The organism is Methylomonas sp. MgM2 (assembly GCF_054172045.1).
On record NZ_JBSYXO010000002.1, the window covers coordinates 310320 to 330704 of the forward strand.

23 protein-coding genes and 1 riboswitch are annotated in these 20385 nt (G+C 54.6%); of the genes, 6 read left to right on the forward strand and 17 right to left on the reverse strand.

Features of this window, described 5'->3' with window-relative positions; all coding sequences use genetic code 11:
* Window positions 1–88 precede the first annotated feature (88 nt).
* From ACW73I_RS03090 to ACW73I_RS03150, 13 genes are all read right to left on the reverse strand, one after another.
* The gene (locus tag ACW73I_RS03090; protein ID WP_458027744.1) at window positions 89–2359 is read right to left on the reverse strand and encodes a cytochrome c peroxidase; all 2271 of its coding nucleotides are present in this window, start codon (window positions 2357–2359) and stop codon (window positions 89–91) included.
* Window positions 2356–3291, reverse strand: coding sequence for a hypothetical protein (locus ACW73I_RS03095; protein ID WP_458027745.1), 936 nt, complete (start codon window positions 3289–3291; stop codon window positions 2356–2358). The genes ACW73I_RS03090 and ACW73I_RS03095 overlap by 4 nt, the downstream gene beginning before the upstream one ends.
* Window positions 3292–3519: 228 nt before the next feature.
* Window positions 3520–4407: a hypothetical protein gene (locus tag ACW73I_RS03100; RefSeq protein ID WP_458027746.1), complete on the reverse strand. Its 888-nt coding sequence runs from the start codon at window positions 4405–4407 to the stop codon at window positions 3520–3522.
* Between the two features lie 87 nt (window positions 4408–4494).
* A complete protein-coding gene (locus ACW73I_RS03105) occupies window positions 4495–5262 on the reverse strand; it encodes a YkgJ family cysteine cluster protein (protein WP_458027747.1) in 768 nt (255 codons plus the stop codon).
* A gap of 134 nt (window positions 5263–5396) precedes the next feature.
* The gene (locus tag ACW73I_RS03110; protein ID WP_458027748.1) at window positions 5397–6167 is read right to left on the reverse strand and encodes a DNRLRE domain-containing protein; all 771 of its coding nucleotides are present in this window, start codon (window positions 6165–6167) and stop codon (window positions 5397–5399) included.
* A 142-nt stretch (window positions 6168–6309) separates the two neighbouring features.
* Window positions 6310–7080, reverse strand: coding sequence for a hypothetical protein (locus ACW73I_RS03115; protein WP_458027749.1), 771 nt, complete (start codon window positions 7078–7080; stop codon window positions 6310–6312).
* Between the two features lie 275 nt (window positions 7081–7355).
* Entirely contained in the window at window positions 7356–8174 is an 819-nt protein-coding gene (locus ACW73I_RS03120; RefSeq protein ID WP_458027750.1) for a DUF6923 family protein, read from the reverse strand.
* Between the two features lie 25 nt (window positions 8175–8199).
* Complete coding sequence (locus ACW73I_RS03125; RefSeq protein WP_458027751.1) at window positions 8200–9117, reverse strand: VPLPA-CTERM sorting domain-containing protein; 918 nt, start codon at window positions 9115–9117, stop codon at window positions 8200–8202.
* A gap of 41 nt (window positions 9118–9158) precedes the next feature.
* Window positions 9159–9968, reverse strand: a complete 810-nt coding sequence (locus ACW73I_RS03130; RefSeq protein ID WP_458027752.1) for a VPLPA-CTERM sorting domain-containing protein — start codon at window positions 9966–9968, stop codon at window positions 9159–9161.
* A 327-nt stretch (window positions 9969–10295) separates the two neighbouring features.
* A complete protein-coding gene (locus ACW73I_RS03135) occupies window positions 10296–11321 on the reverse strand; it encodes a hypothetical protein (protein ID WP_458027753.1) in 1026 nt (341 codons plus the stop codon).
* A gap of 57 nt (window positions 11322–11378) precedes the next feature.
* Window positions 11379–13238 carry a methyltransferase gene (locus ACW73I_RS03140; protein WP_458027754.1) on the reverse strand — a complete coding sequence of 620 codons (1860 nt, stop codon included), beginning with the start codon at window positions 13236–13238 and terminating at the stop codon, window positions 11379–11381.
* Window positions 13239–13254: 16 nt separating this feature from the next.
* Window positions 13255–13662, reverse strand: coding sequence for a group III truncated hemoglobin (locus ACW73I_RS03145; RefSeq protein WP_458027755.1), 408 nt, complete (start codon window positions 13660–13662; stop codon window positions 13255–13257).
* Between the two features lie 176 nt (window positions 13663–13838).
* The gene (locus ACW73I_RS03150; RefSeq protein ID WP_458027756.1) at window positions 13839–14732 is read right to left on the reverse strand and encodes a hypothetical protein; all 894 of its coding nucleotides are present in this window, start codon (window positions 14730–14732) and stop codon (window positions 13839–13841) included.
* Window positions 14733–15094: 362 nt separating this feature from the next.
* Window positions 15095–15174, reverse strand: a riboswitch (cyclic di-GMP riboswitch).
* Between the two features lie 1137 nt (window positions 15175–16311).
* Between ACW73I_RS03150 and tnpA the strand changes: the two genes are divergently transcribed.
* Both tnpA and ACW73I_RS03160 read left to right on the forward strand, forming a co-directional pair.
* On the forward strand, window positions 16312–16719 hold the full coding sequence (tnpA, locus tag ACW73I_RS03155) for an IS66-like element accessory protein TnpA (protein WP_458027757.1): 408 nt from the start codon (window positions 16312–16314) through the stop codon (window positions 16717–16719).
* A 147-nt stretch (window positions 16720–16866) separates the two neighbouring features.
* Complete coding sequence (locus tag ACW73I_RS03160; protein WP_458027758.1) at window positions 16867–17106, forward strand: transposase; 240 nt, start codon at window positions 16867–16869, stop codon at window positions 17104–17106.
* Between the two features lie 49 nt (window positions 17107–17155).
* Here the strand turns inward: ACW73I_RS03160 and ACW73I_RS03165 are convergent, their stop codons facing one another.
* The 4 genes from ACW73I_RS03165 to ACW73I_RS03180 all read right to left on the reverse strand — a co-directional run bounded on the left by ACW73I_RS03165 (window position 17156) and on the right by ACW73I_RS03180 (window position 18091).
* Window positions 17156–17386: a DUF1902 domain-containing protein gene (locus ACW73I_RS03165; protein WP_458027759.1), complete on the reverse strand. Its 231-nt coding sequence runs from the start codon at window positions 17384–17386 to the stop codon at window positions 17156–17158.
* Window positions 17387–17481: 95 nt separating this feature from the next.
* Window positions 17482–17643: a type II toxin-antitoxin system VapC family toxin gene (locus ACW73I_RS03170; protein WP_458027760.1), complete on the reverse strand. Its 162-nt coding sequence runs from the start codon at window positions 17641–17643 to the stop codon at window positions 17482–17484.
* Window positions 17634–17867: a type II toxin-antitoxin system VapC family toxin gene (locus tag ACW73I_RS03175; RefSeq protein ID WP_458027761.1), complete on the reverse strand. Its 234-nt coding sequence runs from the start codon at window positions 17865–17867 to the stop codon at window positions 17634–17636. Before ACW73I_RS03175 ends, ACW73I_RS03170 begins: the two co-directional genes overlap by 10 nt.
* Complete coding sequence (locus ACW73I_RS03180) at window positions 17864–18091, reverse strand: hypothetical protein (RefSeq protein ID WP_458027762.1); 228 nt, start codon at window positions 18089–18091, stop codon at window positions 17864–17866. The genes ACW73I_RS03175 and ACW73I_RS03180 overlap by 4 nt, the downstream gene beginning before the upstream one ends.
* A gap of 266 nt (window positions 18092–18357) precedes the next feature.
* On the opposite strand from ACW73I_RS03180, the gene ACW73I_RS03185 reads away from it, so the two are divergent.
* The 4 genes from ACW73I_RS03185 to ACW73I_RS03200 all read left to right on the forward strand — a co-directional run bounded on the left by ACW73I_RS03185 (window position 18358) and on the right by ACW73I_RS03200 (window position 20145).
* On the forward strand, window positions 18358–18987 hold the full coding sequence (locus tag ACW73I_RS03185; RefSeq protein ID WP_458027763.1) for a type IIL restriction-modification enzyme MmeI: 630 nt from the start codon (window positions 18358–18360) through the stop codon (window positions 18985–18987).
* Window positions 18988–19029: 42 nt separating this feature from the next.
* Window positions 19030–19503 (forward strand): hypothetical protein, encoded by a 474-nt coding sequence (locus tag ACW73I_RS03190; RefSeq protein WP_458027764.1) that lies wholly within the window; start codon window positions 19030–19032, stop codon window positions 19501–19503.
* 44 nt (window positions 19504–19547) lie between these two features.
* Entirely contained in the window at window positions 19548–19817 is a 270-nt protein-coding gene (locus ACW73I_RS03195) for a hypothetical protein (RefSeq protein ID WP_458027765.1), read from the forward strand.
* A gap of 91 nt (window positions 19818–19908) precedes the next feature.
* Window positions 19909–20145 (forward strand): DUF2283 domain-containing protein, encoded by a 237-nt coding sequence (locus ACW73I_RS03200; protein ID WP_458027766.1) that lies wholly within the window; start codon window positions 19909–19911, stop codon window positions 20143–20145.
* Window positions 20146–20385: the final 240 nt, after the last annotated feature.

The following is a 20385-nucleotide window of genomic DNA, read 5'->3' on the forward strand; positions in this document are numbered from 1 at the left end:
CCCAGTGACTATTGCCATATCGGGAAGTTATTTTGGACGATATCCTTAGCGCCTGCGCGATGAAACATTCCTCACGTTTTACCGTAGTCTACGGTGCAGCCGATAAAAACGCCGAAATCGGCGTATCGGCTCCATCAGCGCCAACCGCCGGAATTACCATCAGCTCATCCTTGGCCAGATCGGCATTCAGTGGATTGCCCGCGGTCACCTGCAATTCAGTACCGACCTGGCCGTGCGCGATGGTCAATTGCGGATGATCGAACGGCGCACGTTGGTATCTGACCCGCTCATCCGTCAACGAAACCAGAAAATTGCTCAGATCGGTCACGCTTTGATCGGTGCTCAGCAAGGTCGAAAATCCGGCCAGATGAAAATGCAGGGTATCGCTGCCGAAATTACCGTGACGGCCGTAGAACTCAATCACCTGCCGCAAGGTGGCCATGCCGCCGTTGTGCATGTAAGGCCCGGTCAGCTCGATGTTGCGCAGCGTCGGCACTTTGAAAGCGCCGTGCGTGGCAATCGCCATTTTCGAGCCGGCCAGATTGGCCTGAGCCGCCGCCACCGTCGGAATATAAGCCGTCACGGGATTGAGACAGTTTTGATTCCGCAGCACGCCTTCCCGGCTGCCGTCGGCCAGCAACCCATCGGCCGGCAAAAAATAGTCGGGCAAATCGACAGCCAGGCCATAAGCCAATGGGCTGATGAAATCGCAGGTACGAATACTGTCTATACCCGGATCGACAAGCCCCGCCGAATTGCCCAGCAAATACTGGACATACTGCGCGCTGTACGACAAGGGATTGCCGAAATCGTCCTCGCCTCCCAGGCCCGGATCGTCATCGGGATTGACCGCGCCGTTGTTCACAAACCCCAGGTCCATAAACTTCGGCAACTGCCGGATATCGGTATCCCGGGTCACCGTGTTGCCGTATTGATTGATGCCGGCCCGAGCCGCGGCGCCGAAAGGCCCGAAGGCATCCGGCCCGTATGCGATCGGCGTATCCGGCGGCCCGAAACGGGCGCCGGCGGTCGGGGTCAGCAACATGGCGTTGGTCGCCACCGACGCCAAACTTAGCGTCGGACCGGCATGGCAGAGATTGCAATGGTTATGTATGAACAAATCCACGCCGTTTTGCAGCGAAGCCACCAGGGCAGCGGTTTTGGCCGGCGTATCCGCGCTGATATTGCTCCAGGTCGGCTTCATGTTGGCGTCGACAGGGCTCAAGTCGAATGGCGATTGATCGGACACCAGCGTGGATTCGTATAGCTGAATGGCAATGCCGAAAAACATCGAAAAGTTCGCTTCCATCTGATTGTAAGGCGCCCCGCCGGCAGCCGGCGCGCCGAACTTGCTCACTCCGTTGTAAGCCCAATAACGCGGATTGAAGGCCCGGGTGATCATGGTTTTATACAGCGTTTTCAAACCCGGTTTCAGATTGCCGGCGCTGCTCAAACTGAAAGCGCCCAACACGCTGTCTTGCGGATGAACCTGCTGGTATTGCAGCGGTTGCCGCGACAACAACTTACGGCCGATATCCGCCCAAGTCCGCCCTTCGCAACCCATTTCGATGGCGTTGAATACCGGCGGCGCCACCGCTTGCGAAGCCAATGACGAATTGATCAGATGCAGCTTTTGTTTGACCACGCTCCTGGCGTCGAGCTTCACCCAAACGCCGGCATTTTGATCGCGTTCGCCCCAAGGGCTACTGCCGTTAAACACATTATTGGCGCGGCCATCCCAAAAGTTCCGGTGATTGAACACCGCATTGATCACGGTCGGTGCATTGCGCGGTTCGACTTTTCGTACCCCGACTTGACCGACATTAAACACCGGGTCGGCAGAGCGGCTGCACCGGTCGTTTGCTCCGCTGAATTGCGATACGCCGGTAAATTCACCGCTAAAGGTGCCGGCCGATCCCACCACATCGTCGCTGCTGTAAACCACCGGGCTGGCGTTGCTGGTCGGATCGGCGAACCGGTGCAACGGAAAATCCGCCAAACTCAAACTGTAGTTAGGGCCGCCGCCACCGGAAGGCAAACTATCGAAAGTTTGCCCGCCGGCATGGATGCTGTTTTGCCCGGGATTCAGCTGATTCTTGATGCGACTGTCGGCGCCGGCGCTGAAATGGCACGAGGCGCAGGCCTGGCCATCGCTGCCGAGATTCTGATCCCAGAATAAGGCCTTGCCCAACGCAATCGCCATCGTCTTATCCACGACGATAGGATTGGAGCCGTCCAACAGTCCCGGCACCGGTGGCGGCGGCACATTGCGCAAGGACACCGGCACCGGGCCGATCGCCAAACCGGATTGCGCATACAATATGCCCGCGAAGACAACCATTTTGCAGATGCGATTCATGGCCGCCTCGCCGCCCGGCCGAAGCAGGCCCGGAAGCCGCCGGCGCCGAGTAGACGCCGAAACGGTGCCTTCTTCCCGGCGCCGGCCAACACCGGCAAACAGCCGCTTAAGAACAGCCAGATGCCGGCTGGCAGCGGCACGCCGGCAACGCCGGCCGCCGCGCTGACGAAAATCTGCGAATGCCCGCCGGGCTTGGTCAGCTGATTCACCAGATAAGTGACATTGGAGTCAGCCGCCGAACCGAACAGCGATACCAGCCCGCCGGCGGCGATGCGGTTCAGCAGGTCGGGGTTATCGCCCAAATCCCAAAAGCGCGGCGCGCACACATCGTTGCTGCAATTATTGGTGCCGTTGAAATCGCCGCCGGTGTAGCCGTAGATGCCCAAGGTCTGCATGCCGTCTAACAGCGTACTGTAAGCGCCGCCGGCCCCGAATACGGCATTCCAGTTCAGATCGTTGTTGGTCAGGCCCAACGGTCCGGCTGTGGCGGGATTGAACCAGTTATCGTTTGCCAACAACGAAATATTGAAAGCACCGGCGGCCGGCACGTTGAACTGCGGGTTATGCGCCGGCACGCCCAAAATGTCGAAATTGCTATACCACTTGACCGAAACATCGGTGACATGCCAGTTGCCGGCTCCGTATTGGCTGTCGAAACCGGCCTTGATTGGCGCCGTATCGTAAGCCACCAGCAAATCCAGGGTTCGCGGGTACATGATGCCCTGGATGTAGTCCGGCAAGTCCGCCGAAATCTGCATCGCCCCGAAAGCCGACATATCCCGGTCGGCATAGTTCGGGTCGCTGGAAATAAAGGTGTCGGCAACGGCATCGATATTGATGGAGGTATCGGCCCAAGCCGGACCGGTTTGGCCTAATCCGGCCAGGGCGATCGATGCGCTCAGGCGAAAATGCTTGTTGTGCAAGGTAGTCATAAAAAGCCTCTAAACAGATAAAAGTGGGAGATAAGGATTTGGCCAAAAACAACTTCCCGTTTTGCGAGTGCGAACCCTGGGGCATACCGAATGAGGAACGCCGTGAACCCTTCCATGGGGGCTTGACGGCAGCGTCCTTGCTGCCGACATCCTCACTCGGTACGTCCCCAGTGACTATTGCCATATCGGGAAGTTATTTTGGACGATATCCTAAGGAGCCGAGACCAGCTATTCCGTGCGGGTCGCGAACGGATGGCGGCCGGATAGGCCCAGCAGCGTCAGGCAGCCGCTGATGAACAGCCAGATACCGGTCGGAAGCGGCACGGCGGCAATGCCCGCCGCCGCACTGACGAATAATTGCGGATGTGCGCCGTTGGCGCTGCGTTGACTGACGATGTAGCTCACCTCGCTATCCGCTGCCGAGGCGAATAAGGAGACCATTCCGCCGCTGCCGATGATGTCGAACAAATCGGCGTTATCGCCCAAATCCCAGAAGCGCGGCGCGCACACCTCGTTGACGCAATTATTGCCGCCGTTGAAATCGCCGCCGGTGTAGCTATAAATGCCCAGGATTTGCGCGCCGTCCAGCAAATTGCCATAGGCCCCGCCGGTGCCGAACACCGAATCCCAATTCAGATCGGTATTGGCAAAGCCCTTGTCGCCGGCCGATGCCGGGTCGAACCAATCGTTGTGCGTCAACAGCGAAATATTGAACGAACCGGCGGCCGGTACGTTCAGCTGCGGGTTTTGCGGCGCCACGCCGAGAATGTCGTAATTGGAATACCATTTCACCCGCACATCGGTGACATGCCAGTTGCCGGCGCCGAATTCGGCATCCAAGCGGGTTTTAATCGCCGCCGTATCGTAAGCGATCAGCGCATCCATGGTTCTGGGGGTGTTCATACCCTTCTGCGGATTGGCCAGATTCGCCGAAATCCCCATGGCTCCGAAATTGGACCAGTCCCGGTTGGACAACAGCGGATCGCTGTTCAGATAGGTATCGGCGATGGAATCGACGCTCAGTACGGTATCGGCCGAGGCAATGTTGTGCGGACCGAATAGAGCCAGCGCAAGCGCGGTAGCGTGAAAAGAATGTTTACCCGATTTGTCGTTCATTAATGCTCCATCCTTAATTAAAAAAGCGCTATTGGCGTCAGGGCAATCTCTAAAAATCGCAAAAAATCCCCATCCGTCGCCCGGTATTCAATGTAAATCACGCGGCTTAGGAGCCGGGTCTGCCGCCGTGCTGAATTTAATCCGATCGAAAACCCGCCCCATTTCCTGCAGACTGATCTCCGTTATTCTGGCTTGGGCAAACGGTTCGCCTCCGGCCGCCCACTGCGCATGGCAACGCGGATTGGCCAGCGCCAGACTCAAGGCTTGATTTAGCTCGTACAGGACCCAGGCATAAGCGGCATCGCGTAACGCCGATTGCATGGCGTTCTGGATCAGACCGCGAAACAAGCGATGCGGCTCGGAGATGGGAATTTGCTCGATCCGGCCGGCGGCGGCATCCACACAAGCTTGCTTGTCATAACAGGCATGTCCCCGGCAAGCCAGCGGCCGTACCGGATAAATCAAACACGCGCCTTGATGAATGAAAGGGCAGCGCCGCCTCAATTTCACCCGTTGCGCTTCGTCCAGGCCGCACGTTTGCTGATTGGCTTTCGCCACCCGTTTGGCCAGATTGATTTCGCTGTCCGGAAATTTCGCCCAGGCGATATAGCGCGCAATCAACAGCACTTCCGGCGCGCTGGCCGTCACCCGCAAGGTGCAGCAGGTGGCGCAGCCTTTATGACAAGACACGGCCGGGTAAGCACGGGCCTCTATCGCCACATTGCCTTCGAAACTGCTGAAAGCCTGAGACAACAAGGCATCAATCAAATCCTCGCGGCCCCGGCGGTTGGCCAGGGTATCGGCAAACGCTCGCGTTTGCGCGGCAAAAAACTCCAAATTTACGGTTTCATTCATAGTTACGCTCCGGTTTGTAGCTGTTCTTTGAATCTTGTTCAGTTCACCGTAAGGCAACGCCGGCGACCTGGCGCTTCGGTTCTTATGATAGGATGAATCAGGTAGGGTTTTGTCATTCCGAGCTTAGCCAAGCGTTACGGTGTGTAGTTGATTTCGAGTATCGGGCCGGTTCCCAACGAGAGTGGTTCAGCTTCTTTACTATAAAAAGCGCGGAAGGTTGTCGACGACGATTCGTCGTCGTTGATCAATATCCAGCCGTAGTTGGTCGAGGGGGAGTTAAGCCAAGCTTGTATATCGCTTACCATGTTGGCGTGGGACCAGTTGTAGGTGGTATTGAGCGTTTGACTGACTGTCGTGGAGGCGCTTACCGTGCCGCTATAGTCTCCACCTGCGTTATTCCAGCTAGGCGATGAATAGGAATAGGCGTTCCAGGTCGCATCGCCACTGTTGGCCGGAAATCCTCCGCCGGTGCCGCCTATGGTCGTCGCGCTGCTTCCCGTTGTACCTTCTCCCCACATTCCGTTCGTTACTTTATATAGCTTGATGACTCTAGGCGTGGAGTCTCCGCTACCGCCGCCGGAGCCTGCGACTTTTCCCAGCATCAGATGCAAGGTGACGCTATTGATCGACGATGCGTTGCTTAAGGCGCCGCCAAGCACGTCAACGTCGTAGTTGTAAACGTCGAAAAAAACCAATGCCCTCCGAGGCGAGGGGCCTGCGTTTCCACCGGAAAAGATGCCGGGACCGGCTCCGTTGCTATTATTGACGGCATCTTGATAAATCGAAGCGTCTTCGACGTAACCGGAAGACGCATATATGTAAGCCGTATCGGCATGGGCTATCATCGGCTGCAACAGCGAGAAAACGATCAGCGACGGACGGGTAAAACTAAGCTTTTCGAACATAAACGACTCCTGAAATGATTAAAAATGCCATAAACTCGATAGTGCTTTACTTGAAACAGAGCGATACCTCAGACTTTTGCTTTTCCGGTTATACCTTCATCCTCCCGCCCATTGCGGTGTTTTACTATTGTTCCAGCCCGAGTCAGGCGAAAGCCAACACCGCCTTGCGCCGGCCGAACAGGCCCAATCCCGCAGCACTGACAAACAACCACACTGTGCCAGGCAACGGTACTGGGGCCGCGCTGGCGGCGATGGACAATACCGGAGGCGGACCCGGTGGAGTGCTGACGAACAAATAGCCCACGGAACTGTCCGCCGGCGCGCCAAAGATGCTCACTTCCTCTCCGGCTAGAATGTCTCCCACCAGACCGGTGCTTAGATTGAATATCCAGGTGAGTGGATCGCTGCCATCGGCAAAGAAGTAATAGGTGCCCAGTGTCTCCAAGGAATTGGCATTGCTTGGCCCTGGGAGATGCTCCGGCAGAGTATTGTAGGTAACACTTTCGGTCCAGATGTCGTTGCTCATCCAACTGAAAGCGAACCGGCCGGGGTTGATGACGTTGAACCGGGGGTTGTTGGGCCGCACCCCGGCGGTCGGCCAGCGGGAAAACAAGGTGAGGGAAACCCCTTCCACTATCCACGCATTGGCACCGTATAGTTCATCGAACTGGGTTTTAATGAACGAGGTGTCGAAGCCCAGAAGAGCCAGTTGCGTCCGCTCCTGACTAGCTGTAGGCGCGGCAATTTCCATGGCGTAGGGGCCGTAGCCGGTGTCCGGTTCGCCGGAAGAGACGAAAGTGTCCCGGATTGTGCTGCTGGTCAAGGTTACTGCCGCCTGCGCCGGTTCCGCTAACAGAGCCGCGGCAGCCACCGCTAGCACGAATTTCCGGTGATGACAAGGGGACTTGCTCAAATTCATTGTTGATCGCTCGTTGTTGATATCTAGATGTCATGCCAGATAGGAATCCGGCGTTCAGGCTCACGGATGTGAAAGTCTTGCCTTCTGCAGATGGGGTTCCACTCGGCGGCATGTCGGTTTAAATAGCGCTGGTCGTGGTATCCGCCGTGACCAAAATGTTCGGGACAGGACAATATGCCGATCCGAACTAGCAATTTCGCAGTGATGTAGGGCGTACTGGCGCAGGAGACGCATCGACGGTCGCGTACGATGCGCCTCATTCCTCACCGTCAGGCCACTTTTTTCCGTCCGATCACGCCCAATCCCGCCAAGGCGCTGCCGAATAGCCACACCGCTGCGGGCACGGGCACCGGCGCGAGGAACTGAACACCGCGGATGCCGCCCGATGCTGCAAAGGTATTTGCGGTCGAGTTCAGTATTCCAGTCTCCAAGTCGATGTTCGACCATAACAGCGGGCTCGTTGACAATGCGGCCCAGAGAGTCCCGTCGCTGCGGAACGCCAGATCATTGAGGACAATCCCCGAATTACCGATGTTTGTTGCCAGCCCCGTGCTTGTATTTATCGTCATCAGACCGCTGGCCGTACTCCACGCATACAAGGTACCGGTGGGTGAAAACGCCAAGTCTCCAAAAATATCAGGTTTTTCGGTACTCCCGACCAAGGTCGTTTCACCCGTCAGCGGGTTGATGTGATAGAGGTTGCTGGAGATCGTCGGATTGTCGAAGGCGACGGCGAAGAGATCGCCGCTTGGAGCGAAACTAAGGCCGGTGATGGTATGCGATGGCTTGGCAGTACCGTTGTAGTCGAGGGTTGCGACCGCCGTTGCCTGTCCCGTGGCCGGGTCGATGGTGACAAGGGTATTGTCCAAGGAGCCGCCCACGGAATACAAAGTTCCCGACGACGACCTGGCCAATGAATCCAGGCGGCTAATCCCCGCATTGCCCAAGACAGTCCGGGTTCCGGTGGCAGAGTCAAAGGACGCAACAGTCCCGTTGAATGTAACCCCGATCACATCGGCTGAAGCCGATCCAGCAGAGGCAAGCATTCCCGTGTAAACCGGGAAAAGCACACAGAGTAGTTTTTTCATAAGGACATTTCCTCTCAAATCACGCTCAATTCGGAACGACATTGCTGGTGCTGCACGATGTAGGAAGGGATAGAGAAGCCAAGCTCGGCTTGCGCCGACCGAACAAGCCCAAACCCGCCAATGCGCTGCCGAACAACCATGCTGCCGCCGGCAGCGGTACGGCGCTGACCACGTCGAAATTCAGGGTCGGCAAAGCTTGGCCCTGACCGCCGGTAAAGATGATCATGCCCAGCGTGGCACTGGTGCCCATCAGGTACAGCGAGGCGGCCTGATTGTTGCCGCTTGCCGAGGAGGAAAGGATATCGTTGACGAATAGCGAGCTTGCCGTGAGGCCGTAAGACAAGTCAACGTAGCTTGAGCCCGCGATAGTAAAGTTTTCGGACCCCAGCAAGGCTTGGTTCCCGGACCAGGTTGACAATTCCGCCGCCGAGGAGGCGTAGATAGGGTTCAATTGGCGGTCGGTCGGCGTACCCTTGCTTTGTGCCCAGTTATCATTGCCCACCCAGTAAATGTCGAAATTGCCGGCGCCGATACCGAAGCGGGAGTTATTTTGCACGGCATAGGAGGAGGCGAAGGTTAGCGTCGGGTTGGCGATAGTCCAGTTCCCGGCGCCATAGGTGGTGTTCAAAGCGTCAACGGTGGCGCCGATGTTGAACTTGAAGGTTTCATTGGCCGGAGTGGTATGGCCGCCGTTATTGGTGGTGGCCAGGTTGCCTTGCACGGCGCCGGCACCGCCGGCCCAGCCCCAGCCGTCACTGCCATAAGTGCTGAAGACCATGTCGCTGGCACTGGTGCCCGCGCCGCCAAGGCCGCCGGAGCCTGTTATGCTGATACTTTTATGATCCAGCAATGCGGCTTGCACCGGTTGGACCAATATACCCGCCAGCACTGCAATCATCGGCAACAACTTATTGATGGATTTGGGCTGAATTAATACATGCATCACGATTTCCTCGCCCTTAGGCGTTTATTTAAAAAAAATACCTACAAATGCCAACCGCCAAAGCTGAATTGTTCATAGGCAATCCGGCCAACTCTTTCGAGCCCCGCTCCCTTGCGCCGGCCCATAAAGCCAAAACCCGCCACCGCGCTACCGAACAACCACGCCGCCGCCGGTAGCGGCACCGCCGCGGCATTCGCCGATTCCAGATGCGATGTGATGCCGGCTTGAGCGTACAGTTGTTGGGTGGCGCCGGGTGTCAGTGTGAAGAGCCAAATCACGGAGTCTGAGGCCGATTGTCGGTCGTCGAGATAGTCGGTAAAGGTTGCCGCCGAGGCGTAGTCGAAACCGGAAATCGCACCGGTTTCATCCCAGTAGTCGAACAGAATGGCGCTGTTGGCAAATTCGCCATGGGCACTGGCTTGTAAGGCGTAAGTCAAGTTGACGGCAAGGTTGTAGCTGTAAGGGCCGTTGTTAGCGAATTCGAGGCCGAACAACCCGGTATGCAGACTGTCCACGCTGCCCGACACCGCGCTGCCGGTGGCGGTGAACGAACCTGTAAATATGCCGGCGACGGCGCTTGACGCCGGATTGGGGCTGTAGGCCAGACTGTCGCCGTCGCCGCTGACGGTGACATAAAAGCTAGAATCATCGCCGGGTTGCTGGTACGTTCCCAGGATGGTCAGGCCGGTGTTATCGCCCGGCGTTGGATTGGTGCTATCCAAGACTGCGATCGAATAGCTTAGGTCAACGCTGCTGTCGTAGTCGGCGGCAGCCAGTGCCTGATATGCGAAACACAGGCTCAGCGCCAGCGCGATGCCGGTGTTTTGTGGCGTAAAGATCGATGTTTTCATAAGGGTTTCCAACGGTTGAATTCAATATTCAGCTTGCCGTTCGCTCACTGTGCAGGCGTCAAAAACGGGCTTATAGGCGCTTGGAGCACGCCCCGTGCAACCCATTTCCTCGCCGTCGGTGTCAAAAAAATTTGACCGGAACTATCGAGCGTACCGCCGTCCATCAGACCGGCTAACGGCGTCGATAAATTTCGCCGGTAAACCGGCACGGAACCGGCCGTGCTGGTTGTCGACGCGGGGACGATTGGGCCGCCGGCCGGTACAATTGGAAAAACAACACGCATGATGCGTTCTCGCGAATGATGCCAACGGAACAATTCCGCTCGCCTAAACACCCCTGCAAGGCTGCCGATGCCGGTTGCGCCGGCCGTTGAAAGCGAAGCCGAACAAACCGGACAGCATCAGTATCGCGGCGGGCGGAACCGGAACGGCGGCTGGCACGGTAACGACGGTCAAGCTGTTCAGGTTGGACATATAGCGTCCGCCTTTCAGGTCGCCCGGCACCACGATACGGGCGAAGCCGTTGCTGCCCAGCGGACTGCCGATACCGTCGGCGTAAGCCAGCAGATCGTTTTGCTTGCCGTATTGCGGCATGAGCTCTTCGAGCGAGTAGACGGCGGTGTAATTGTCGGTGCCGGTGGCGACGACATAGGAGCGCAACAAGGCCGCCGGATCGTTGGAGATGCCGGCGCTCACCAACAGGTCATACAGGGAAACGCCGGTAAAGCCGGTTGAACCGCCGGTTGCCAACGCGCTGCCGTCAGGCTTTGTAAAAACGCTGGCAGGCGTTAGCGAGCCCGGCAGATCGGCCGCGGTGTAGCCGGCCGGACCGGAAATCTCGCCGCTCAGGCTGAACGAAGCGGCAGCGCCGCCGGGCGCGAAACCTTGCCAGGCTACGTGGCCGATGTTCAAAGCGGTAAGGCTGAAAACGTTGGCTCCGTCCGCCGCGATCAGGCTGGGCGCGGCCAATAGGCCGTTGCTGTCGCTAAAGGCGATGATGTCGTTCTGGGTGCCGAAGCCGCTGCCGAGCAGATTGCCCAAGGCATAAACGATAGTGCCGCTTTTGCCGCTAGCCACGACGTAATCGCGCAGGACGTCGTTTTTGGCGTTCGCGTCTTTGTCCACATAGCCGCTCAAGTAACTGTACAGCGGCACGCCGGTATAAGTATTGCCGCCGGCCGTCACCGTGGCGGTGGCGCCGAAACTTTGCAGGTCGGCGATGCTGAAGCTGGCCGGACTGCCGGCGGTTAGGAAACCGCCCAGGGCAACGTCGGCCTCGGCGGTCGCCGACAAGGCCGATAAAAATACCGACGCGACAGCGGCGGTGCGCAGGCCGGATTTGCTGGTTTGCATAACATTTACCTCTTTCATTTATGTTGAAATTGCGGGCCGGATGAGGTTTTGTCACCCTCAACCGTCCGGCCCGGGCTTTTGCAGCACCATGCCGTACATCGATACGAATGCGTTCGGATGCTGCTCCTCGAAACGCGCCCAATTGCTTAGCTTGGTGCCGCTCGGGTCTTGCGGAAATCCGGCCTGGTAACGGGTCAGCACCGATGCTGGCAGGCCGCGCATGCCCACGAAGCGCAGTCCGAGTTCGGTCAGTTGTCGTTCGATTTGCGGCAGTGTGTAGCGGTGTTCGTTGGCGTGGAATACCAGGTCGCGAAACATGCTGAGGTTGTAGAAGTCGCGCCATTGCAGCAGGGGCTTTAGCTGTTCATGTTCGCCGGCCAGAATGGCTTGCCGCAGTTGCCGCATTCGTTGCGGCGTGGCTTGCCAGCCTCGCTCGGCGATCAGTTGTCTGGCACGGGCCACGCTTTGCCGGGCCGCTTCGCTGTACAGGCTCACCAACATGACGCCGCCGGGCTTAAGCAAGCCGGTCAAAATCCGCCAGCCTTGCAGCGGGTCTTCCAGATGGTGCAGCACGCCGCTGGCAGTGATTAAATCGAAACGTTCGGGCAGGCCGGCCAATTGGGTGATGTCGGCCTGTTTGAAGTCGATGGCGCCGGCCAGGCCGAGTTGTTGGGCCATGCGCTGGGCGTAGGCCAGGCTGGCCCGGCTCAAGTCCAGCGCCAGATAGCGGCCGGTGTGAATTTGTCTGACCAGGGAAATAGGCTCCAGGCCGGTGCCGCAACCGGCGGTCAGCACGGCTACCGGGCCGCCGAACCCCGGCGGCGGGCATATGCCGGGGGCGAAACTTTTCAGCCATTGCGCGGCGGTCATGCGTTGATAGGCGACGGGGTCGTGCTGCCAGCGCGGGAAAGGGTTTTCTTCGTATTGGCGGCGGACTTGTTCGGAGACTTCGCTGCCGATGCGGGTGAGGCTGTCGATTTCCGCCGCCAGAATCCGCTCCGCCAGACAGGCTTGCCATTCCCGTATCAAGGGTTGTAAATAAGTTTTCCAAACGGCGGAAGCGGGCCGGAACAGCGATCGGCAATCGGCTAAATCCAGACCGGAGCGATACAGCGAGTGATAGGCTAGCGCCGCTTGCCACGACGCTTCTGACGGCAGATTCGCGCCGTCTTCCAATTGCCGCCGCAGCGAGCCGACGATAGCCGTTTCCTGTTCGTCCTCGGCGATGGCGTACTCGGTCAACAGGCAATATTCGGCCAGCGCACCGATGAACGCCAATTCGGTCTTGCCCTGCGCGGCTCTATTAGCCGTCCCGGCATAAGTCAGCAGCAGCGCCCTGCGCAACTTGCGTAACGCGATTTCGAATGCCGGTAACGGAATCAAGCTGCCGCGCAACAGCAGCAAAAACAACGGCGTTTGCATCAGCGCCCGCAGTCTGCCCAGACGCAAGGCGCCGGTGATTTGGGCATCGCTGCCCGATACTAAAAGTTCGAAAGCCTGGCTAAACACCGCATCCTTCAATAGCGAGCGGGCGATTACCAGCGCATATTCGCCGATATCGCCCGGTGCCAGCACGGCATGCAATACCCGGCGAAATTCGGCGGAATCCGGCAAATGCGCGTCGCAGGCTTTCAGTAATAGCAAAAAGTGGCCGCGCGCTTCCGGGTCGTTGGGTTGCAACAGCAGCAACCGGATCTGAGAGGCCAGCGCCTCGCCGATATCGCCGTTCCGGTACAGGGCGAAGGCGTAACTCGCCAACGCTTGCCGGTATTGAGGCCATAGCCTGACTTTACGCGAGCCGGTTCCTACGACCGGACGCAATAGCGCCGCCGCCCGGCTATAATGCTGTTGCCGAATCGCCTGCACGCTTTCGCCGAACAATCGGTTCCAAACCGGAAATTGCGGGTTCTGGCTCATCGCTAAACCGAGGTCCTTAATCGCCTGGATTGACGCAAGACGTCGTCTTTGCCGGCTGGTATTCGAAGAACATGCCGACCTTAAAACTTTCCGCCATATGTTCGGCGCGGGCGATGGCGCGATCCGCCGCTTTCGCCGGCAGCACGTCCCTGGCCGTTTGCCGAAAATGCGCGAGCCAAATATCGAAATGTTCGATTTTCAACGGCAACCGGGTATGGACGGGATAAGGCCTGCCATGATAGCGGTCGGTGTTTAGCAGTGTCCGCGACCAGAAGTTTTCAACGATGCGATGATGTTCGTCCCAATCATGGATGGCCCCGTCAAAAATGGCCTTTAAGCTTTCATCGGCCGCCGCCTTTTCATAGAAGCGGCGCACCAATTCGGCGATTTGCCGCTCGCTGACTTCAGTGTTGTCGATATTCATCGATGCCCCTGCATAACAAATGATTTAAGCCTTCGGCCGCATACCCCTGGAAAAAAGCGCCGCAATAGGGCAGCGGCGCAAGCACAGCATACAGGCTGCCGATGGCAAGAGGCCGTTATGTTTTGAGCATCCGGAACGGGGTACATGACGGTAGCTCTGTTTTGCATGAAGGAGTCTTAAACCGACGGACCGTCGGGCAATCCGCGTTGTTTTGAGATACCCAAAACAGACATCAAGGCGCCTAGGAACAGCCAGGCGGCACTGGGTAGCGGCACCGGTGCCGGCCCGGCTTCGGCACTGATGAAGATTTGCGGATGGGCGCCGGGCTTGGTGAGCTGGTTGACCAGATAGACGACTTGGTCGTCGGCCGCGTAACCGTGGAAGGACAAGTAGTCGCCGGCCAGAATGTCGCCGATCACGCCGGAAGTCGTGCTCAGCTCCCAGAAGCGGGGCGCACAGGAATCGGGCACGGAGTAACAATCGGTGGTACCGTTGACGGTGCCGGTCGGATAGAAGAAGGTTCCGGCGGACTGTTGGCCGGCAAACAGATTTTCGTAGGCGCCGCCGGCGCCGTAAACCGAATTCCAGGTCAGGTCAGAGTTGGTCAAACCGGTGGCTCCGGCGCTTGCCGGATTGAACCAACTATCGTCGCTAAAATAAGAGATACCGAAGTAGCCTGAATGAGGAACGTTGAATTGGTTGTTATTGGCTGGTACGCCTTCAATGTCGAAATTGGTGTACCACTTGAGCTTTACATCGGTGACATGCCAGTTGCCCGCGCCGAATTCGGTATCGAAACCGGATTTGATGGCCGCCGTGTTGTACGCGACCAGATTTTCCATGGTCCGTACTTCGCTGATCCCTTGCAAGGGGTCGGCTACAGGCGCGGATATCATCATCGCGCCGTAACTGGACATGTTCGAGTTCGCTTGCAGACTGTAACTGGTTAGAAAGGTGTCCGATACGGCTTCCGCGCTGAGTGTAACCGCGGCAGCTATTTCCGACTGTCCCATCAGCGCCGCGCCGATGGCGGCGGCCAATGCAGATTGTTTGATATGCGGTGTGTTCATATTTAATCTCGTAATAAGGTTCAAAAATTGGCTGGTCTCTCCACGCGGCTTTATCGTTTATTCGATGTCTCCTGTTTCATTCCATACCTCACCTGCTTGGATTTATGGGGTTTTGGGCTGACGCGTCCTGCCTGGATTTATCAGCACCAATGCGTCCTTGCATACACCGGCGTAATGCGGCAGCACTTGCCTGTGCCGCCTGTTTTGTTAACCTGGCGGCGCTATTTGCCTGGTTCCGTCTTTCATTAGTGGGGTATCGAGAAAGGCGGTCTACAGAAAAACATCGTTCCAGCGGTTTAACTTGAAAAGCAGCAGCGGATTGGAGCCGATGGTCTTGGCATCAAGACCCTCCCGTGCTCCCGAGAGGCAATCCGGCTAACTCTAAATTAAGAGTCCCGTGACTTTCCGGCCCAGCCTTGCGGCTGGTGTGGCGATTTGAGTTTCCCATCCTTCTCACCGCATACCTTCTTTTGCTTGCTCTGGTTCACGGGCACGAAACTAATCTTTCCGCGTTAACAAGCCGACGGTATGTTGGTTAATCTCCTCAAGCTAACGATTGGCTTAATGTAAAAAACAGGAAGCGCTTTGCTAAAACCCGGGTGAATGGATGATCCGTTATGTATTTATATACACAACGAATCGATGTGAACAGTAATATATTTCGGAAACAACAGTCAAGCTACAGAATTGTGGTTGTAGCTAAATTTTCGCGTAGACTTGTAATGGGTCGTCGCTCGTGGAAAATTGATGCGATCAATATGTTTATTTATATCAATCAGCTACATTCCGAATACGCTGTGGATAGCCGGATTTTTTGGCTGATTTCGGAAATAATATTTTTTTGATTGGTAGATAATATATTTGTGAAAATATTTCGAGAAATCGGCAAATGCTTTAAGCATTTTTCAGGAGGGAGCGGGGCTAAAAGTCCAATCGGCCGCCGTCCGATTCGCTCGTTTTCATGGCGCGGTGTGACGTTTCAACCGTGCGTGTGTTGATGCGTCGCGGCAGGTCTAATGGCTCCGGTGCTTTGATTTCTTTGATAGGCCGGTTTCTCAGCCAAGTTGACAGATTGTTTCCGGTCGCATGCCAAGTTGGCTTGCGGCGGCTATCCGATTTGTTTTGCTGTGCTTTTCGATTAACTCCAACACCACTTCGCCAAAACTGCCAAGCCGGCTTCAATGCATTTTGGGTTTTCGTTTTCGATTTGTTGGGCTTTTTTTGCGTACATCGCTGGGATCGACGCGGTTCGTTACGCAAAATCTTGATTTGGTCGGAGTGAGAGGATTCGAACCTCCGGCCCCTGCCTCCCGAATGCCTATCTGAGAATATTAGAACTCAATTAAACACGCTGAAACATCCTGTAATCAATAGGTTAGCAGGAGTCTTGACGTGTTTCAATGAGTCAGATTGTGGCGTTTTTTGCTTCGAGTAGTGTACGTTTTGGTGTATGCGGAATTTCAAGGTCGTCAGCAGTCGACCCCTAGTTGACACTTAAGTAAGCGATCTTTTGACCGCGTCTGTATAAGCAGACCGAAAGGAGTGAAGATAGTGTCCACTTATCACAAGGTGGACACCTATGAAGGAACTCAATACGCGATTATCGCGGCCATTAATCGTGGGGCACGGGCGAGACGGCCGTTGCCTTTATGATCCGGAAGCCAAGCGGGAGTTGGTAGAAGTTTGCTTGCAACCGGGTATATCGGTAGCCAAGGTCGCGCTGGAATACGGTATCAATGCCAATCTGCTGCGCAAGTGGATGGGGCATTACCGTGAAACTGGCCATGCTGGTCGGAACAGTTCATTAGCATTGCCGGCTTTTGTACCCGTTCAGTCGCTAAACGCTGAAAAATCGGCTGAGTCGATACTCAACGCGGAGTTGCCCAACGGCGTTAAACTCGCGCTGCCGCGGTTTGCACTCAGCGACCTGCCGCTGATTTTGAAGGCATTGGCCGAACTGCCATGTTCCGTTTCGACGCCGGATTGAAGGTCTACCTGCACCGCGAGCCGGTCGATGGCCGCAAGGCGATCAATGGTTTGGCATTGCTGGTCGAACAAGCCTTAGGCTTGTGAAATGGTTTAATGAACCCGGCCACTTCTAGAAGCAGACTTTATACTGTTAGTAGAGGTGAGCATGACGAACGAAAAAAAACACAACCGACCAAAATATAGTTTGGAATTCAAACAAGATGCCGCCAAGCTGGTTTTGGAAAAAGGATATAGTCAGCAGCAAGCAGCGGATCATTTGGGCGTATCGCTAAGCGCGATGGGACGCTGGGTTCGGGCGGAGCGCAAGCCATCGACGACAAAATTCTTTTGCGAAATCGGACTGAACCAAATTTCGTGGTCGCCTTTTCCTTGGCGGACAAAATAACAGCCTTGGGCTTTGAGCGCCTTTTTAAGTAATGGCGTAAAATCGCCCATTAGTGTGGGTGGGTGCGACTAGCTGTAAAACCATCGAGCAGGAACGGTATTTCTTGTTCCGCCAGTTCTTTATGATTGAGTTCCAGTAATTCAGGGATGACGATTTTAAGCCGCTCCAGCAAACCATCGATGGTATTGGCTTCAATCGCCAAACCGTCGACATCATCACTGGTCGCTACCCACACACCCGCTTCCGAATCCCATGATGCATTGACTTTTAGTGGTTGCATGTTTGAGCCTTTGTTTTCGCTTTTATCGATTATATAACTCACGGGGAAAAATCGACGACATCAAAAATACAGAACGATAAGAGCCTTTTTCAGTTTTACCAGTAAACCCTCACCTCATATTCAGCAAAGGCCTGATCGACGGATACAATCGCCATATTTTCAAGCATTGCCTGGGCAATGATTATGCGGTCGAAAGGGTCTTTGTGGTGTTGCGGTAACTTGCTAAGTTGTCCAATATGCGGCAAATCTATCTGCAATAACCGGATGCCATTCTCTTGGCGGTTTTATTGACCATTTCTTCAACAGTGACGCTTAACTCAAGCTTGCCTAATTGATTTTTGATTTGCATTTCCCAAGCAGACGCGATGCTCAGATAAAAATCGTGTATACCCTCGGCAAATATCGACTTTACGTTTTCGGAGAGTCGATCAACGTCATCATTTAGCCAAAGAAAAGTGTGCGTAACCAGCAATAATTTCATAACTTACCTTCCAGCCAAAAACTATCCGGCAATGGTTCGTCAAAATCCTCGCTGATTTTAATTTTGCCTTTGAACAATCCTAGTTTTAGTCCCGTGCCTGCGGTTGACGTTTCATCCTCGTACATGACAATGACCTTTGCCTTCTGGGCTTTAACCGTTTTCGGCAGTTGCACATGGATTTGATGGTGTTGATCGATTTCGGCGGATATTTCGATGGCTTGCATGGGTGAACTCCTATAAACACTCCGGCATGATCGTTTGTTTTGGCATGGCGACGGAGGCTTGAGTTTGCGCGATGGTTTGATCCAAGACGCTGTTTCATCTCAAAATGGATTATATATCCAATGCTTTGGTGAATTAGAGCTGGATAGTACATAGTCCTCATAAGACGATGTGTTAGCATAACCGTCTGCCATTGAGATACCTTGAAATGCTTTTACCTAAAGCTGCGGTGCTAACTTCGGTATTCCAGTAATGGACAGTTCATCGGATGGAACAAAACCAAATCAATAACAATAACAAAACCATGACCGCAACGCTCAACATCAACACGATTCGCAAACGCGCCGCCGAATTCGCCAAGGAATATGCCGATAAAACCTACGAATCGGGTTTCGACCAGAAATTCGTCAATCACCTTTGCCGGGTGTTCGGTATTTCCGATTATCGTCTGGTGGACTTCCAAACCCGCGTCAAAAAAATCGGCAACAAAAGCGGCCGTATCGACGCGTTCTTGCCGGGCAAATTGCTGGTGGAAATGAAATCGGCCAATGAAAATTTGGACAAGGCCTATGTGCAAGCCACCGAATATTTGCCCGGTTTGAAAGACGAAGAATTGCCGCGCTATATTTTGGTCAGCGATTTTGCCAACTTGCACCTTTACGACCGGCAAACCAAAGCGCCCAGGCTGGAAATCAAGCTGGCCGATTTTCCGCAAAACATCGAGCCCTTCCTGTTTCTGGCCGAACTTTACGACCCGCTCGCCATGCCACCTGAATTGCTGAAAGCCCATGCCGAACTGGACAAAGCCGTCGATGCCGCCTACGGCTACAAGGGCAAAAAAGACGATGCGGCCAGAGTGGCGTTTTTGTTTGGCTTGTATCAAAAGCTTTCCGTTTAGGAATCATCTGAAGCGGTTTTGAAAAAGAATCCATGAAAAATTATGAATATTAAACGTACCATATTCTATGTTTTTATTATGTCATTCCCGGTAATTGTTATAACCGTTTATATTTTTCTACTTCCGGATGCACTGTTATTATGGAAAGAAAATACTGGCGAATTCGGTGACAGCTTTGGGGTAATTAATGTCTTATTTACTGGGCTGGCTTTTTCTGGTTTGATTGTTGCCATTTTGCAACAGCAGGAAGAGATTAAAATTCAAAGAGATGCGAACAAAAAAGCCGAAGAAATCCAAAATAACGCGATAAAAATCAGTGCATATTCCGAACTGCTTAAAGAATATAATGGTCAGATTCAAGCGCTACAAATCTTAATTTCTGAGGCAACGCTAAATCGGGAAAAGGGTATTACAGGTGCGGCAAGAATTAGGAGCGCGCTAAACAACAAACCTCCCTACAAACACCCACAAGCTGGCAAACTTGATAAGTTAATCGAAAAAAACAAGCGATATTGAGTGAATTAGAAAATTTGTTAACTAAAAACGAGCTTTAAATTACCATGCAAATCACCGACGAACTGATGCCCCTGGCACTACTGAAATTTACCGATACTCTGTTGCATAAACCAAGCATTACGACAAATCACATCATGGAACAGAAAACCTTCATAGTGACGGAATATTTGGCTTATCGCGCCGAGTTGCGCAAGTTTGATTTACCGATCATTGAACACCTTGTGCGTTATGGCCAGGAGCGTTATTTTGATACCGAAACGGGGCGGCGGATTGTGATTGGCGAACATAATCAGCATTTGGTCATGGTTGCGTAGGAAGAGAACGATACTGCGATCACACCTGTCACGATTCACGCCACCAGCCGCCAACAAGTTAAATTTAGAATCAATACCGGGAGATTTATTCATGAGTAATACAAAAATGCATTATTTTCCTGAGCAGGATGTTATCCATATTGCGATTGGCGAAGGCGAGGAGTTTGAGAGCGTTGAGTTAAGCCCCAATATCACCGCGGAACTGGATGCCGAAGGCGATTTAATTGGCGTGGAAATACTAAACGCCAGTTTGTTTCTGAGTGACTATATTTTAGAAACGACGCAAGCGAAGTTGCTGCAATTGCAACTGGGCCGCCATGCGGCATAGCCGTTTTTCGATGAACGACAAAAAATCATGCAAATCACCGCCGAATTGGATAGTCAACACTTCAAAAAACGTTAACGCTCCATAAACCCCATATAGCCACAGCAGTGTAAAACGGTGAGACTGTTAGGCAATCAACACGAGGAGATTGCCGATGACAGAATTCCCCCAATCCGAAGCCACGCTGACGGTTGCTCAGCGGCGGTGGCTTGAGCATATCAAACGGCAACGGCGCTCAGGCTT

Coding starts and splice junctions, on each gene's coding strand:
- ACW73I_RS03090 (WP_458027744.1), bottom strand. CDS start 2,359: ATGAATCGCATCTGCAAAATGGTTGTCTTCGCGGGCATATTGTATGCG.
- ACW73I_RS03095 (WP_458027745.1), bottom strand. CDS start 3,291: ATGACTACCTTGCACAACAAGCATTTTCGCCTGAGCGCATCGATCGCC.
- ACW73I_RS03100 (WP_458027746.1), bottom strand. CDS start 4,407: ATGAACGACAAATCGGGTAAACATTCTTTTCACGCTACCGCGCTTGCG.
- ACW73I_RS03105 (WP_458027747.1), bottom strand. CDS start 5,262: ATGAATGAAACCGTAAATTTGGAGTTTTTTGCCGCGCAAACGCGAGCG.
- ACW73I_RS03110 (WP_458027748.1), bottom strand. CDS start 6,167: ATGTTCGAAAAGCTTAGTTTTACCCGTCCGTCGCTGATCGTTTTCTCG.
- ACW73I_RS03120 (WP_458027750.1), bottom strand. CDS start 8,174: ATGAAAAAACTACTCTGTGTGCTTTTCCCGGTTTACACGGGAATGCTT.
- ACW73I_RS03125 (WP_458027751.1), bottom strand. CDS start 9,117: ATGCATGTATTAATTCAGCCCAAATCCATCAATAAGTTGTTGCCGATG.
- ACW73I_RS03130 (WP_458027752.1), bottom strand. CDS start 9,968: ATGAAAACATCGATCTTTACGCCACAAAACACCGGCATCGCGCTGGCG.
- ACW73I_RS03135 (WP_458027753.1), bottom strand. CDS start 11,321: ATGCAAACCAGCAAATCCGGCCTGCGCACCGCCGCTGTCGCGTCGGTA.
- ACW73I_RS03140 (WP_458027754.1), bottom strand. CDS start 13,238: ATGAGCCAGAACCCGCAATTTCCGGTTTGGAACCGATTGTTCGGCGAA.
- ACW73I_RS03145 (WP_458027755.1), bottom strand. CDS start 13,662: ATGAATATCGACAACACTGAAGTCAGCGAGCGGCAAATCGCCGAATTG.
- ACW73I_RS03150 (WP_458027756.1), bottom strand. CDS start 14,732: ATGAACACACCGCATATCAAACAATCTGCATTGGCCGCCGCCATCGGC.
- tnpA (WP_458027757.1), top strand. CDS start 16,312: ATGAAGGAACTCAATACGCGATTATCGCGGCCATTAATCGTGGGGCAC.
- ACW73I_RS03160 (WP_458027758.1), top strand. CDS start 16,867: ATGACGAACGAAAAAAAACACAACCGACCAAAATATAGTTTGGAATTC.
- ACW73I_RS03165 (WP_458027759.1), bottom strand. CDS start 17,386: ATGCAACCACTAAAAGTCAATGCATCATGGGATTCGGAAGCGGGTGTG.
- ACW73I_RS03175 (WP_458027761.1), bottom strand. CDS start 17,867: ATGAAATTATTGCTGGTTACGCACACTTTTCTTTGGCTAAATGATGAC.
- ACW73I_RS03180 (WP_458027762.1), bottom strand. CDS start 18,091: ATGCAAGCCATCGAAATATCCGCCGAAATCGATCAACACCATCAAATC.
- ACW73I_RS03185 (WP_458027763.1), top strand. CDS start 18,358: ATGGAACAAAACCAAATCAATAACAATAACAAAACCATGACCGCAACG.
- ACW73I_RS03190 (WP_458027764.1), top strand. CDS start 19,030: ATGAATATTAAACGTACCATATTCTATGTTTTTATTATGTCATTCCCG.
- ACW73I_RS03195 (WP_458027765.1), top strand. CDS start 19,548: ATGCAAATCACCGACGAACTGATGCCCCTGGCACTACTGAAATTTACC.
- ACW73I_RS03200 (WP_458027766.1), top strand. CDS start 19,909: ATGAGTAATACAAAAATGCATTATTTTCCTGAGCAGGATGTTATCCAT.